The sequence below is a fragment of the Microbacterium enclense genome, assembly GCF_001456955.1.
In the GTDB taxonomy this organism is placed as follows: Bacteria; Actinomycetota; Actinomycetes; order Actinomycetales; family Microbacteriaceae; genus Microbacterium; species Microbacterium enclense.
The window spans coordinates 367,665-381,562 of record NZ_KQ758470.1 but is presented as its reverse complement, the minus strand read 5'-3'; the positions used below and the strand labels follow the sequence as shown (position 1 = coordinate 381,562).

The 13,898-nt window shown below is 71.1% G+C and carries 12 protein-coding genes; 4 read left to right on the top strand and 8 right to left on the bottom strand.

The features are described from left to right. Positions 1 to 8: 8 nt before the first annotated feature. Genes AS029_RS09685 through AS029_RS09675 form a run of 3 tightly spaced genes read right to left on the bottom strand, consistent with a single transcriptional unit; the run spans position 9 to position 6,455 of the window. Complete coding sequence (locus AS029_RS09685) at positions 9 to 500, bottom strand: peptide deformylase (RefSeq protein ID WP_058232372.1); 492 nt, start codon at positions 498 to 500, stop codon at positions 9 to 11. Continuing rightward, positions 497 to 3,001, bottom strand: coding sequence for a nucleotide-binding protein (locus AS029_RS18035; protein WP_323339524.1), 2,505 nt, complete (start codon positions 2,999 to 3,001; stop codon positions 497 to 499). The genes AS029_RS09685 and AS029_RS18035 overlap by 4 nt, the downstream gene beginning before the upstream one ends. 46 nt (positions 3,002 to 3,047) lie before the next feature. Then, complete coding sequence (locus AS029_RS09675) at positions 3,048 to 6,455, bottom strand: pyruvate carboxylase (protein ID WP_058232371.1); 3,408 nt, start codon at positions 6,453 to 6,455, stop codon at positions 3,048 to 3,050. A gap of 68 nt (positions 6,456 to 6,523) precedes the next feature. On the opposite strand from AS029_RS09675, the gene AS029_RS09670 reads away from it, so the two are divergent. Further along, a complete protein-coding gene (locus AS029_RS09670) occupies positions 6,524 to 7,336 on the top strand; it encodes a ParA family protein (protein ID WP_058232370.1) in 813 nt (270 codons plus the stop codon). 410 nt (positions 7,337 to 7,746) lie between these two features. On the opposite strand, the gene AS029_RS09665 is transcribed toward AS029_RS09670, so the two are convergent. The 3 genes from AS029_RS09665 to AS029_RS09655 form a co-directional block, all read right to left on the bottom strand. Next, positions 7,747 to 8,292, bottom strand: a complete 546-nt coding sequence (locus AS029_RS09665) for a MerR family transcriptional regulator (protein ID WP_058232369.1) — start codon at positions 8,290 to 8,292, stop codon at positions 7,747 to 7,749. 96 nt (positions 8,293 to 8,388) lie between these two features. Continuing rightward, complete coding sequence (gene ftsR / locus AS029_RS09660) at positions 8,389 to 9,075, bottom strand: transcriptional regulator FtsR (protein ID WP_058232368.1); 687 nt, start codon at positions 9,073 to 9,075, stop codon at positions 8,389 to 8,391. Then, a complete protein-coding gene (locus AS029_RS09655) occupies positions 9,075 to 9,560 on the bottom strand; it encodes an FHA domain-containing protein (RefSeq protein ID WP_058232367.1) in 486 nt (161 codons plus the stop codon). The genes ftsR and AS029_RS09655 overlap by 1 nt, the downstream gene beginning before the upstream one ends. A gap of 253 nt (positions 9,561 to 9,813) precedes the next feature. Here AS029_RS09655 and AS029_RS09650 point away from each other — a divergent pair, with 253 nt between their 5' ends. Continuing rightward, positions 9,814 to 10,452 (top strand): copper resistance CopC family protein, encoded by a 639-nt coding sequence (locus tag AS029_RS09650; RefSeq protein ID WP_058232366.1) that lies wholly within the window; start codon positions 9,814 to 9,816, stop codon positions 10,450 to 10,452. Positions 10,453 to 10,461: 9 nt separating this feature from the next. Beyond that, a complete protein-coding gene (gene lpdA, locus AS029_RS09645) occupies positions 10,462 to 11,859 on the top strand; it encodes a dihydrolipoyl dehydrogenase (RefSeq protein ID WP_058232365.1) in 1,398 nt (465 codons plus the stop codon). 162 nt (positions 11,860 to 12,021) lie between these two features. On the opposite strand, the gene AS029_RS09640 is transcribed toward lpdA, so the two are convergent. Further along, on the bottom strand, positions 12,022 to 12,666 hold the full coding sequence (locus AS029_RS09640; protein WP_058232364.1) for a CYTH domain-containing protein: 645 nt from the start codon (positions 12,664 to 12,666) through the stop codon (positions 12,022 to 12,024). Further along, a complete protein-coding gene (locus AS029_RS09635; RefSeq protein WP_058232363.1) occupies positions 12,663 to 12,890 on the bottom strand; it encodes a hypothetical protein in 228 nt (75 codons plus the stop codon). The genes AS029_RS09640 and AS029_RS09635 overlap by 4 nt, the downstream gene beginning before the upstream one ends. A 193-nt stretch (positions 12,891 to 13,083) precedes the next feature. On the opposite strand from AS029_RS09635, the gene AS029_RS09630 reads away from it, so the two are divergent. Beyond that, a complete protein-coding gene (locus AS029_RS09630; protein ID WP_082642244.1) occupies positions 13,084 to 13,839 on the top strand; it encodes a glutamine amidotransferase in 756 nt (251 codons plus the stop codon). Positions 13,840 to 13,898: the final 59 nt, after the last annotated feature.

Sequence of the window (13,898 nt, the reverse complement as noted above, 5' to 3'; positions counted from 1 at the left end):
CCGACGGATCAGAACCAGTCGCTCTCGCGCACCTGCCGCATCGCCTCACGGCGGGTGTCGGCGGGCAGCCGCGAGAGGTACAGCATCCCGTCGAGGTGGTCGGTCTCGTGCTGCAGAGCCTGGGCGAGCAGCCCCTCGCCCTCGAGCACGACCTCGTTGCCGTCGAGGTCGATGCCGACGACCTTCGCCCAGGGGTAGCGGATCGCCTCATGCCAGAGACCCGGTACGGAGAGGCATCCCTCCCCCACCGGCTGCGGCTCGCCGCGCGTCTCCACCAGCACGGGATTGAGCACGTATCCGATGTCGCCGTCGATGTTGTAACTGAACGCGCGCAGGCCCACGCCGATCTGCGGCGCGGCCACACCGGCGCGGCCGGGCAGCTCGACGGTGTCGATCAGGTCCTGCACGAGGGCGCGGATGCCGTCGTCGATCTCGTCGATGGGCGCGCTGACGGCGCGCAGGACGGGGTCGCCGAACAGGCGGATCGGACGGACGGTCATGCCGCCGCCACCGGGGAACGCAGGCCCTCGACCACGGCGGCGGCGAGCTCGCGCGCGGCCTGACGGGTCGACGGCTGGAGGTCGCGGAAGGCGATGGCGCTGCCCGCGGCGATCCGTGCGTCGTACGGCATCCGGATGACGGTGCGCACCCTCGAGCGGAAGTGCGCTTCGAGTTCGCTCTCGCGCACGAGAGGGGCCCCGGGGCGCGAGTTGTTCAGCACCACCACGGCGTCACGCACCCGGGCGGCGTAGCCGTTCGTCTCGAGCCACGTGAGCGTCTCGGATGCCAGGCGTGCTTCGTCGACCGACAGCCCGGCGACGATGACGATGGTGTCGGCGAGTTCGAGGGTCGCCCCCATCACCGAGTGGACGATCCCCGTGCCGGTGTCGGTGAGAACGATGGAGTAGTAGTGCGCGGCCACATCGGCGACCCGCCGATAGTCGTCGTCGCTGAAGGCTTCCGACACCCGCGGATCGGCATCGGATGCCAGCACGTCGAGGCGCGTGGCGTCGCGCGCGACGATCGAGGAGACGTCGTTGTAGCCCGCGACCTCCTCGTGGGCGCGCACCAGGTCGCGAACGGTGCGTCCGTTGGGCCGGCCAGCACGATCGGCGAGCGTGCCCCGGTCGGGGTTGGCGTCGACGGCGATGATGCGGTCGTCGCGCGCATCGGCGAGAGCCATGCCCAGAAGCGAGGTGACCGTGGTCTTGCCGACGCCGCCCTTGCGCGAGAGCACGGGCACGAAGCGCGCCCCGCCCGCGAGCGGAGCGGCGATCCGGCGGTCGAGGTCTTTGCGCTCACGCGCCTTGCGGCCGTCGCCGAGGTTGATGCGGTGCCCCGACATCGAATACACCAGCTGCTGCCAGAGCCCCTCGGGCTCGGGCTTGGCGATCTGGCGCGGGTCGAGCAGCCGGTCGGCGGTGAGCAGATCGGAGCTCTCGCGCGCGTCGTCGATCTGGCCGATGCGCTTCGAGGTCAGGGTGACCTCGGCCGCGGGCGTGCGCACGCGTTCCATCGCGTGCGCGCGGTCGACGCGGGCGGCCTCGTCGGCGGCGCGCGCCGCCTCGTCGGCCTGGTGCGCGCCGCGCCGCGTGAGCGGGACGGTGCCGATCGCCCCGGTTGCCGCGCGCTCGGCGCGGGTGGCGGGAACCGGCCCCGTGGGCGCCGGGGAATCGGCCGCCGGCGCTGAGCCCGAGCCGGACGCAGGACCGGCAGCGGGTGCGGTCACCGGCGCGGAACCCGTGGCGGGAGCGCCCGTCGGAACGGCACCGGTACCGGGAGCGGCCGGCGGCACGGAGCCCGTGACCGGGGTAACCGCCGCGACGGGGGCGGTCGCCGGCTCAGCTTCGCCCGAGGAGCGGGCCGGGTTCCGATCGGAACTCACTGCGCCGGCGGTGTCGTTCTCCTGGGGGGATGCCACGTCGTCCTCCGTCTGATCCGTCACCGGCTCGTCTTCCACCGCGTTCGTGAGGTGCGCGTCGGCGACGTCGTCGTCTCGCTCGCGCTCGCCGGAATCGACCGACGCGTTCGCCGCGGCGCGCTCATCGGCGGGGCGCACGTCGGCGACGGCCGGGACGGTCGCGGGCACCCACGGCGCGTGGGTCAGTGCGGCTCCGTCGGCGGTCTCGGCGGCGTCGGTGCGTTCGCGGTCAGTGAAGCCTCCATCGGCCGGTGACTTACCCGAGACGTCGCCGTCGAGGGGCTCGGTCGCGTCGGCCGGCACCTCGTCCGCGTCCGTGACGTCGCCGTCGACGGGCTCGGCCGCGTCGGCCGGCGCCTCGTCTTTGCTCATGACGTCGATGTCCCCAGGGTCGACCGCGTCGGCTTCGAAGAGCTCCACGTCGTCGACGATGTCCGCGTCATGCAGGTCGTCTGCGCGGACGTCCATGCCCCCGGCATCCGACGCACCGTCGTCCGTCTGCGCGGCGACAGCGTGACCGACATCACCGTTCCCCGACGCCTCGCCGGCGTCGTGCTCCTCGGGCTCGCTCCAGACGGACTGGCCGTGGTCGGCAGGGGCCTCGGCCGCCGGCTCGGACGCGGTGCGTCCATCGGCATCCGCTGGGGACGACTCGAAACCGGTCGACGGAATGTCAGCGTCGCCCTCGTCGACGAGTTCCGCATCGTGCACGTCGCCCGAGGCGTGCTCCCCGTTCGACGAGTCGTCGCCGTGAGGTGTGTCGTCGTGCGGTTCGAGGATGATGTCGCCGGTCGGGAGCGTCTCGACGTGGTGTGCGTGGGCGATCTCGTGCTGCGCGCCGTCGGGACGCCGTTCGTACGGGGCGTCGAGGAGGGGGAGGTCGGCGGCGTCGATGGGGATCTCGTCTTCGATGACGTCGTCGTCGACGTCGTCGTCCGCGGCCATCGGCAGGTCGACGTTGACCTGCGCGATGTGCCCACCGAGGATCGTGATGCTCGCGGTGTCGAGATTCCCGCTCTCGTCGAGGACGCCGTGCTCGGCGTTCTCGTCGGGGTTCGCGTCGGTGCGGTCGGGGGTCACTGCAGTCTCCAAACGGGAAGAGGGCGCGAAAGCGCCCCCTCCCAGGCTACTGCGCGGGGCGGATCACCAGCAAAAGGTCTCCCGCTTCCACCTGCTGTGTGGTACCGATTGCGACACGCTCGACCACCCCGTCGATCGGGGAGGTGATCGCCGCCTCCATCTTCATCGCCTCGATCGAGGCCACCGCCTGCCCCGCCGCGACGCGATCGCCGGACGCCGCCTTCAAGGTCACCACGCCCGAGAACGGCGCCGCGACCTGACCCGGCTTCGACGTGTCGGCCTTCTCGGCCTGGCGCGCCTCGACGTCGATGGAGCGGTCGCGCACGAACACCGGTCGCAGTTGACCGTTGAGGGTCGTCATGACCGTGCGCATGCCCTTGTCGTCGGCGTCGCCGATGGCCTCGAGCCCGACGAACAACTGCACGCCTCGCTCGATCTCGACCACGTGCTCTCCGCCCGGGCGCAGTCCGTACAGGTAGTCGGCGGTGTCGAGCACGCTGAGGTCGCCGAAGCTCGCGCGCATCTCGTCGAAGGTGCGCGTCGGCCCCGGGAAGAGCAGGCGGTTCAGGCGCGCTCGCCGCTCACCCGACTCCCCCGCCAATGCGGTGGTGTCGTCGTCGGACAGCGGGGTGACGCCCGTCTTGGCATCCCGCCCCGCGAGCACCTTGGAACGGAACGGTTCGGGCCATCCGCCCGGCAGGTCGCCGAGTTCGCCGGCCATGAACGACACGACGGAGTCGGGCACGTCGTACTTCTCGGGGTTCTGTTCGAAATCGGCCGGGTCGGCCTTGACCGCGGCGAGGTGCAGGGCGAGATCGCCCACGACCTTCGACGACGGCGTAACCTTGGGCACCCGTCCCAGGATGCGGTCGGCGGCGGCGTACATGTCTTCGATGAGCTCGAAATCGTCGGCGAGACCCAGCGCGATCGCCTGCTGACGCAGGTTGGACAGCTGCCCGCCGGGGATCTCGTGACGGTACACGCGGCCGGTCGGACCTGCGAGACCCGACTCGAACGGTCGGTACAGATGACGCACCGCCTCCCAGTAGGGCTCGAGGTCGCTCACGGCACCGAGATCGAGGCCGGTGTCGCGTTCGGTGTGCGCGAGCGCGGCGACGAGCGCCGACAATGACGGCTGGCTCGTGGTGCCCGCCATCGGCGCCGCCGCGGCATCCACGGCATCCGCCCCCGCCGCCGACGCGGCCAGCAAGGTGGCGAGCTGTCCGCCGGCGGTGTCGTGCGTGTGCACGTGGACGGGCAGGTCGAAGCGCTCGCGCAGTGCCGACACGAGCTTCGCCGCGGCGGCGGGGCGCAGCAAGCCCGCCATGTCTTTGACGGCGAGGATGTGCGCCCCCGCGTCGACGATCTGCTCGGCGAGACCGAGGTAGTAGTCGAGCGTGTAGAGCTTCTCGGCCGGGTCGAGCAGGTCGCCCGTGTAGCAGACGGCCACCTCGGCGACGGAGGTGCCGGTGGCCAGCACCGCGTCGATGGCCGGACGCATCTGCGACACGTCGTTCAGGGCGTCGAAGATGCGGAAGATGTCGACTCCGGATGCCGCCGCCTCGGCGACGAAGGCATCGGTGACCTCGGTGGGGTAGGGCGTGTATCCCACCGTGTTGCGCCCGCGCAGCAGCATCTGGATCGCGATGTTCGGCAGCGCCTCGCGGAGCGCGTCGAGGCGCTCCCACGGGTCTTCGCCGAGGAAGCGCAGCGCGACGTCGTACGTCGCCCCGCCCCACGCCTCGACCGACAGGAGTTCCGGGGTCAGGCGGGCGACGTGAGGAGCGACGCGCACGAGGTCGCGGGTGCGCACGCGCGTGGCCAGCAGCGACTGGTGCGCGTCGCGGAAGGTCGTCTCGGTGACGCCCAGCGCGGTCTGCTCGCGCAGCGCCTTCGCGAAGCCGGCGGGGCCGAGCTGCTGCAGGCGCTGACGCGATCCTGCGGGGGCGGGGTCGGCGAGGTCGAGCCGGGGCAGCTTCGCGCCGGGGTCGATCGAGAGCGGGTTCTCGCCGTTCGGGCGGTTGACCGTGGTGTCGACCAGCCACGAGAGGATCTTCGTTCCGCGGTCCTTGGACTCGCGCCCCTTGAGCAGCTCCGGCCGTTCGTCGATGAACGAGGTGCTGAGATCGCCGGCGACGAACGCCGGGTCATCGAGCACGGCCTGCAGGAACGGGATGTTGGTCGAGACGCCGCGGATGCGGAACTCGGCCAGGGCACGGCGGGCGCGGGCGACCGCGGCCGGGAAGTCGCGACCGCGGCACGACAGCTTCGACAGCATCGAGTCGAAGTGCGGACTGACCTGCGACCCGGCGGCGGTCGTGCCGCCGTCGAGACGGATGCCGGCGCCACCGGGCGAGCGGTACGTTGTGATCTTGCCGGTGTCGGGGCGGAAGCCCTGCGTGGGGTCCTCGGTGGTGATGCGGCACTGAAGGGCGGCGCCGCGCAGGTGGATGTCGTCCTGCAGCAGATGGAGGTCGGCGAGGGTCTGCCCGGCGGCGATGCGCATCTGCGACTGCACCAGGTCGACGTCGGTGACCTCCTCGGTCACCGTGTGCTCGACCTGGATGCGGGGGTTCATCTCGATGAAGACGACCTCGCCCGCGCGCGGGCCCGCCGTCTCGAGGAGGAATTCCACGGTGCCGGCGTTCTGATACCCGATCGAGCGGGCGAAGGCGACGGCGTAGCGGTGCAGGTCGCGACGGACGCTCTCGTCGAGGTTCGGTGCCGGAGCGATCTCGATGACCTTCTGGTGGCGCCGCTGCACCGAGCAGTCGCGCTCGAAGAGATGGACCGTCTCGCCGGTGGCATCCGCGAGGATCTGTACCTCGACGTGACGCGGACGCTGCACGGCCTGCTCGAGGAACATGCGCGGGTCGCCGAACGCGCTCTGCGCCTCGCGCATCGCCTCGGCCAGGGCCGGCGCCAGCTCGCCCTTCGCCTCGACGCGCCGCATGCCGCGACCGCCGCCGCCCGCGACGGCCTTGGCGAACAGCGGGAAGCCGATCTCGTCGGCCTGAACGAGCAGCGCGTCGATGTCGTCGGAGGCCGCCGTGGAGCGCAGAACCGGAACGCCGGCGGCGATCGCGTGCTCCTTGGCCGTCACCTTGTTGCCGGCCATCGAGAGCACCTCGGCGGGCGGGCCGATGAAGGTGATGCCGTGCGCGCGCGCCTTCTCGGCGAGCTCCGGGTTCTCGGACAGGAAGCCGTACCCCGGGTAGATGGCATCCGCCCCGCACTCGCGCGCGACGCGGATGATCTCGTCGACGTCGAGGTAGGCGCGCACGGGGTGGCCGCGCTCGCCGATCTGGTAGGCCTCGTCGGCCTTCAGCCGGTGCAGCGACGCGCGGTCCTCGTAGGGGTAGACCGCGACCGTGCGCGCTCCGACCTCGTACGCGGCGCGGAACGCACGGATGGCGATCTCGCCGCGGTTGGCGACCAGGATCTTCGAAAACATGCGCACCTCACGTCGATCTGGCGGGGCTGAATGTGCTCACAGCCTAGGGGAAGGTAACGTTGACTCTCGTGCACGTACTCTCCGTCAGCTCTCTCAAAGGCGGGGTCGGCAAGACGACCGTGACACTCGGGCTGGCTTCCGCAGCCTTCGCGCGGGGCGTCCGCACCCTCGTCGTCGACCTCGACCCCCAATCCGACGTGTCGACCGGCATGGACATCTCGGTGGCCGGCCGACTCAACATCGCCGACGTCCTGGCGAACCCCAAAGAGAAGGTCGTGCGTCAGGCGATCACCTCCAGCGGGTGGGCGAAGGTGCACCCCGGCACCATCGACGTGCTGATCGGCAGTCCCTCGGCCATCAACTTCGACGGCCCGCATCCCAGCGTCCGCGACGTGTGGAAGCTCGAAGAGGCCCTGGCGACCATCGAGAGCGAGTACGACCTCGTGCTCATCGACTGCGCCCCGTCGCTCAACGCCCTCACGCGCACCGCGTGGGCGGCGAGCGACCGCGTCATCGTCGTCACCGAGCCGGGCCTGTTCTCCGTCGCCGCCGCCGACCGCGCCCTCCGCGCGATCGAAGAGATCCGCCGCGGCCTCTCGCCCCGCCTCCAGCCGCTCGGTGTCGTGGTCAATCGCGTGCGCCCGCAGTCGATCGAGCACCAGTTCCGCATCAAGGAGCTCCGCGACATGTTCGGCCCCCTCGTGCTCAACCCGCAGCTGCCGGAGCGCACGTCGCTGCAGCAGGCGCAGGGCGCCGCCAAGCCGCTGCACGTGTGGCCCGGCGACTCCGCCCAGGAGCTGGCCGCCGATTTCGACGCGCTGCTCGACCGCATCGTGCGCACCGGCCGCATCCCCGTGGCGAACGAGGCCCCGCAGGCCTGAGCCCCGCGCTCCACCAGACGCCGTCCCGCTGCCCCGCAGCCGGGCGGCGTCTGTCGTTCTCGACGCGGTTTCGCCTCGCTCGGGCACGACCGCCGGGTGGATCGCGCGCGAGAAACGGCATCCGCTGCGAGAAACGCATTGCCGCGGCGTTTCCTCCCGCGAATCGCGTTTATCGACGCTCCCGCCACGCCCGCACCACGCCGGCGCCGCGAAGCACCGCGACGGCACCACGAGGCACCCGGGCCGGCGCAGCGCAGCGCAGCCCAGCGAGAAACGGTATCCGCCGCGAAGAACGCGTCGACGCGGCGTTTCCGCCCGCGGGTCGCGTTTCTCGACCGAGGACACCGCACGCAGACGGCGGAAGACCGGGATGCCGTGGCATCCGCACGTCGGGAGAGTCGGGGTCGCGCTCAGGCGGTGCGGGCGGCGCGACGCGCGGCGAGCTCGTCGACGGCGTCGGGCTGCGCGGTCTCGAAGTCCACGAGGGTGGACTCGACCTCGCGGAGCACCTTGCCCACGGCGATGCCGAAGACGCCCTGACCGCGGCTGACGAGGTCGATGACCTCGTCGTTCGAGGTGCAGAGGTACACCGAGGCGCCGTCGCTCATGAGCGTCGTGCCGGCCAGATCGCGGATGCCGGCGGCGCGCAGCTGCTCGACCGCGGTGCGAATCTGCTGCAGCGAGATGCCGGTGTCGAGCAGACGCTTGACGAGCTTCAGCACGAGGATGTCGCGGAACCCGTAGAGGCGCTGCGAGCCCGATCCGCTCGCGCCGCGCACGGTCGGGACGACGAGCTCGGTGCGTGCCCAGTAGTCGAGCTGGCGGTAGGTGATGCCGGCCGCGCGCGCGGCGACGGCCCCGCGGTAGCCGGTGTCGTCGTCCATCTCGGGCAGACCGTCGGTGAAGAGGAGGTCGGTGGCGAACCGGGGTTCACCGAGTGCGTCGCCAGCGTTCATGCTCGCGTCCCTCCTCATCGGCTCGTTGCTTCCACGCTAGATCAGCGAGGGTCCCCCGGCAATGACATCCGCTCCGAGGGCCGCGGCGTGTCGCGATCAGGACAGCATCCGCTCCAGCGCGTCGCGGACGAACAACGTGCGCACCTCGTCGAGCCGCGCCGCGAGCTCGGGGGCGAGCTCGCTCGCGCGGGCCCGCGACGGCGCGTCGGGTCGACGCAGGAGCGCCGACAGCGCAGACTCCACCAGCGACACCTCGCGCTCGGCGCTCTGACGCAGGGCGCGCACGTGCCGCGGCTCGATCCCGTGGCGGTCGAGGGCGACGAGGGCGCGCAGGAGCGTCACCGCCTGCTCGGGGTAGCTTTCGGCCGCGGCGATGACACCGGTGCTCACGGCGTCGTTGAGGAGCTGCGGACCGGCGCCGGCGGCGGCGAGCAGCTCGTCGCGGCGGTAACGACGCGGGGCGCTCGTCATGGACGGCATCGAGGTGGGCGGTGCCGGGTTGCGGCCCGCGTCGAGGTCGGCCAGGTAGTCGCGGATGACGACGAGCGGAAGGTAGTGGTCGCGCTGCAGGGTCAGCGCCAGGCGCAGTCGTTCGAGGTCCGCGGGTGAGAACTTGCGGTAGCCCGACTCGGTCCTCGTCGGCGAGACGATCCCCTGCACCTCGAGGAAACGGAGCTTGCTGGAGGTGAGCGCCGGGAAATCCGGAGTGAGACGCGCGAGCACCTGACCGATGCTGAGCAGCCCCGCAGCCGTCTGACGACTACGGGACGGGGCTGCCGCCATCAGTGCGCAGCCGCCGGCAGGTCGACCGGTGAACCGAAGAAGTTCAGGCGGAACTTGCCGATGCGCACCTCGGCGCCGTTGACGAGCGCGGCGCGGTCGACGCGCTCGCCGTTGACGTAGCTGCCGTTGAGCGAACGCTGGTCGACGATCTCGAACGCCGTCCCTGTGCGGATGATCTCGGCGTGCCGTCGCGAGACGGTGACGTCGTCGAAGAACAGGTCGGCCTCGGGGTGGCGTCCGACCGTGGTGGTGTCGGTGTCGAGGAGGTAGCGCGCGCCGGTGGTGGGCCCGGAGCGCACGATGAGCAACGCGGCGCCCGACGGCAGGGCGTCGATGGCTTCGAGCTCGGCCTCGGTGAGGTCGGCACCGAAGGGCACGAACGACAGGTCGGCGTCGTGGGTCTGCGTCGTGTCGTGCGGACGGGCGGCGGCGGCTTCGCCCGCGCGCCGGATGTCGTCTCGCTCGAATCGGCTGGTCTCGTCCACGGCTTCTCCTTCTCCCTCACCATAACCGACCGATTCGCACGGGGAGGGCGAACGGCCTCGAGCAGGCCTTGGTGATGCGTGATGTGTCATTGTTCGTCGACACCGGCATCGCGGTTCGGGGCGCGAAGCCGCCGACGAGACACTCGAACCTACCGACCCGAGCACGCCCGTGTCGAGTCCGGGTGACGCCGCGCGCGGGTGAATGCCTCAGGTTCTCAGGCCCCTCGTCGGATGCCGTAGCTAGGGTCGGAGGATGAGGTCCTCCCAGACGCCGCGCCGGCGCACCCTCCCCGCCGTCCTGACGACCGTCCTCCTTGCCGCTGCCGCGCTGCTGGTTCCCGCTCTCCCCGCAGCCGCCCACGACGAATTGATCGGCACCGACCCGGCATCCGATGCCGTGCTCGAAACCCTCCCCGAGCAGATCACCCTGTCGTACAGCGCCGACGTGCTGACGGATGCGGGTGCGACGGTGATCGAGGTCACGGACGCCGCGGGCACCTCCCTGACCGACGGTGTTCCCGAGGTCTCGGGGAGCGAGGTGACCCAGGCGCTGGCGGGCCCGGCATCCGGGACCGTCACCGTGCAGTGGCGCGTCGTGTCCAGCGACGGCCACCCCATCGACGGCGAGTTCGCGTTCTCGGTACCGGAGTCCACCCCCACCCCGACCCCGTCGGCGACGCCGAGCGCCTCGGCGACCGCCGCGGCGAGCGAGGGGGCGTCTCCGGCCGCGACGACGGAGGTGACGATCCCCCTGGAATCGGATGCCCCGGCGTCACCGCTGCCGTGGATCCTGCTCGTCGTGGCGCTGGTGATCGTGGCCGGTGCGCTCGTCTACGTCTTCGCGTCGCGCGGGCCGCGGAACACCGCCGGAGGGGGCGGCGCCGGGCGATAGGCTGGGCGCATGCCTCATTACGATCTGGTCATTCTTGGTGCGGGTCCCGGCGGGTACGTCGCCGCCGTCCGCGGCGCACAGCTCGGACTGTCGGTCGCGATCGTCGAAGAGAAGTACTGGGGCGGTGTGTGCCTCAACGTGGGCTGCATCCCCTCCAAGGCGCTGCTGCGCAACGCCGACCTCGCGCACACGTTCCACGCGAAGGCCGACCTGTTCGGCATCTCGGGTGACGTGCACTTCGACTTCGGCAAGGCGTTCGACCGCTCGCGGAGCGTCGCCGCCGGCCACGTCAAGGGCATCCACTATTTGATGAAGAAGAACAAGGTCACCGAGTACGAGGGGCGCGGATACTTCGCCGACGACCACACGATCGACGTGACCAAGACCGACGGCTCGAAGGAGCAGGTCACCTTCGACAACGTCATCATCGCGACGGGCTCGACCGTTCGTCTCCTCCCCGGGGTCACCCTTTCCGAGAACGTCGTCACCTATGAGGAGCAGATCCTCACCCGTGAGCTTCCCGAGTCGATCGTCATCGTCGGCGCCGGTGCCATCGGCATGGAGTTCGCCTACGTGATGACGAACTACGGCGTCAAGGTCACGATCATCGAGTTCCTCGACCGCGCCCTCCCCAACGAAGACGCCGACGTCTCGAAAGAGATCCAGAAGCAGTACAAGGGCTACGGCGTCGACATCCTCACCTCCACCAAGGTCGAGTCGGTCACCGACCACGGCGACAAGGTCACCGTCGCCTACACCGGCAAAGACGGCCAGGCCGGCTCGATCGACGCCGACCGCGTGCTCATGTCGATCGGCTTCGCGCCCAAGGTCGACGGCTTCGGTCTCGAGAACACCGGTGTGAAGCTCACCGAGCGCGGCGCCATCGACATCGATGACCGCATGCGCACCAACGTGCCGCACATCTACGCCATCGGCGACGTCACCGCGAAGCTGCAGCTCGCCCACGTGGCCGAGGCGCAGGGCGTCGTCGCCGCCGAGACCATCGGCGACGCCGAGACGCAGACGCTCGGCGACTACCGCAACATGCCGCGCGCCACCTTCTGCAACCCGCAGGTCGCCTCGTTCGGTCTCACCGAGCAGCAGGCGCGCGATGCCGGCCACGACATCAAGGTCGCCAAGTTCCCCTTCTCGGCCAACGGCAAGGCCAACGGCCTCGGCGAGCCCGTCGGCTTCGTCAAGCTGGTCGCCGACGCCGAGACGCTCGAGCTCATCGGCGGGCACCTCATCGGCCCCGACGTGTCGGAGCTGCTGCCCGAGCTGACCCTCGCGCAGAAGTGGGACCTCACCGCTCTCGAGGCCGCCCGCAACGTGCACACCCACCCGACGCTGTCGGAAGGCCTGCAGGAGGCCTTCCACGGCCTCACGGGACACATGATCAACCTCTGATCGCGTGACCCTCGAAGGCCCGCCCGGTTCGACCGGGCGGGCCTTCGTCGTCTCGTCCCCGCCCCGCCCCCACAGCACGGAGGCGCCGGCCGGCGGTGACCCACCGACCAATCGAAAGTCTCGAGCCCCACCGCGGAGAATGCCTCCGCCCGACGCTGGAGCTCAGTGCCCGAGCGCGCGGGCGAGCTTGGATCCGGATGCCGCGTGTCGGCCACCCGCCGCGAACACCGCCGCCTCGACCGCGGCGAAGAACGCCGCGCGTGCCTCGTCGTCGGCGGGGGCGGCGGGGCCGAGCTCGACCTCCCACTCGCGCCACGCGGACTCGACGCCCCGGCGCTCATCGAGGGCACGCACGCGGTCGTCGACGAACTCGGCGACCTCACCCCCGTCGGCGTCGAGCAGCGCGTACGCCGTGCGGTTGTTGCGCACGCGGGCCAGCGGAGTGAACGGGGGCGCCGCGATCGGGGCCACGGCATCCTGAACCGCCGGAGGCACCCCGGGGTCGGCGTCGTCGTCGGCGATCTCGCCGAGGGGCCACTGGCGCTCGGTGCGTCCGCCGGCCTGCGCCGGACCCTTCACGTGCCAGCCTTCGTCGGGGCCGCCGCGGCGTCGGCGTACGGCGACACCGGCGCGGGCGAGCGCGGCATCGGCGGTGTCGACGTAGCGGGCGTCGAGGTCACGGGGCTCGGCATCACCGACGCGCACGACTCCCGGAAGCGCCGACCAATCCGGCAGGGGCGTGACGTCGTCGACGTCGAACTTCGCTTCGACCTCGACGCTCGACGCGCCGTGCGAGGCTGCGCTCAATCGTCGCGTCCGTCGGCGTCGGGATTGATGTCTTCGGTCTCCTCCGAGAAGGCGAAGACGGCCTGCGTCGGCCCGTCGGACTCGCCGGTGTTCGTCGGCTCGCCCTGTCGGCGGTAGACGAGCTGTCCCTCGCTGTAGGGCATGATCAGCGTGTCGTCGGACTCGTTGTCGAGCGGGATCACCTGCCCGTCGAGCGGGCCTCCGGTCAGTCGTGCAATAGCCATGGCATGAGCGTAGACGGCGGTTCCGACACCGCCCGGGTGCCTTGACAGGATCTCGCGGCCACGATGACGCGGACGCCCGCACGGGCCGCTCGATTCCCCCCATCGGCTCGCCGCCGACGGCGCGCGGTGAGCCGGCCGCGAGTCCGAACGCGGCAGCCCGACGCCCCGCACCGGCTGACCTAGAATCGCTCGGGTGACCTGGACCGATCTGCCCGGTGAGCGCCCGTTCGTCCTGCTGGCCACGCGAGCCGAAGACCTCCCGGCCGACGAGGAGTACGCGCTCTTCCTGCGCTACACCGGACTGCCCGCGGAGCGTCTGCTCCGCGTGCGTCTCGAACGCGAGGCGATGCCCGCGTTCGACCTCGATGAGATCGCCGGCATCCTGGTCGGGGGCAGCCCCTTCAACGCGTCCGACCCGATCGAGAAGAAGTCGTCGGTGCAGCGACGGGTCGAGGCCGAGATGGCCGGGCTCGTCGACGAGGTCGTCGCCCGCGACCTGCCGTTCCTCGGCGCCTGCTACGGCGTCGGCACGCTGGGCACGCATCTGGATGCCACGATCGACGGCACGTTCGCCGAGCCCATCAGCGTGGTGGAGGTGTCGCTCACGACCGAGGGCCGCGCCGATCCGCTCACCGCGGGGCTGCCCGACGCCTTCCCCGCCTTCGTGGGGCACAAGGAGGCGATCACCGACCTCCCCGCCGAGGCCGTGCTGCTGGCGTCCTCCCCCACCTGCCCGGTGCAGATGTTCCGCGTGGGTCGGAACGTCTACGCGACGCAGTTCCACCCCGAGCTCGACGTCGACGGCATCGTGACGCGCATCCACGCCTATGCCGGGTACGGCTACTTCGCCGCCGACGAGCTCGCGCTCACACTCGCCGCGGTGCGGCGAGCCCCGGTCACTGCACCGTCGCGCATGCTGCGCACGTTCGTGGAGCGCTACGCCCGCTGAACCATCGTCGACACGGGCGCGACGGCTCCCCCACCTTCGACCACCGGCGATGACGCCAG

Coding starts and splice junctions, on each gene's coding strand:
- AS029_RS09650 (WP_058232366.1), top strand. CDS start 9,814: ATGAGGTCCTCCCAGACGCCGCGCCGGCGCACCCTCCCCGCCGTCCTG.
- AS029_RS09635 (WP_058232363.1), bottom strand. CDS start 12,890: ATGGCTATTGCACGACTGACCGGAGGCCCGCTCGACGGGCAGGTGATC.
- AS029_RS09665 (WP_058232369.1), bottom strand. CDS start 8,292: ATGAACGCTGGCGACGCACTCGGTGAACCCCGGTTCGCCACCGACCTC.
- AS029_RS09685 (WP_058232372.1), bottom strand. CDS start 500: ATGACCGTCCGTCCGATCCGCCTGTTCGGCGACCCCGTCCTGCGCGCC.
- AS029_RS09675 (WP_058232371.1), bottom strand. CDS start 6,455: ATGTTTTCGAAGATCCTGGTCGCCAACCGCGGCGAGATCGCCATCCGT.
- ftsR (WP_058232368.1), bottom strand. CDS start 9,075: ATGGCGGCAGCCCCGTCCCGTAGTCGTCAGACGGCTGCGGGGCTGCTC.
- lpdA (WP_058232365.1), top strand. CDS start 10,462: ATGCCTCATTACGATCTGGTCATTCTTGGTGCGGGTCCCGGCGGGTAC.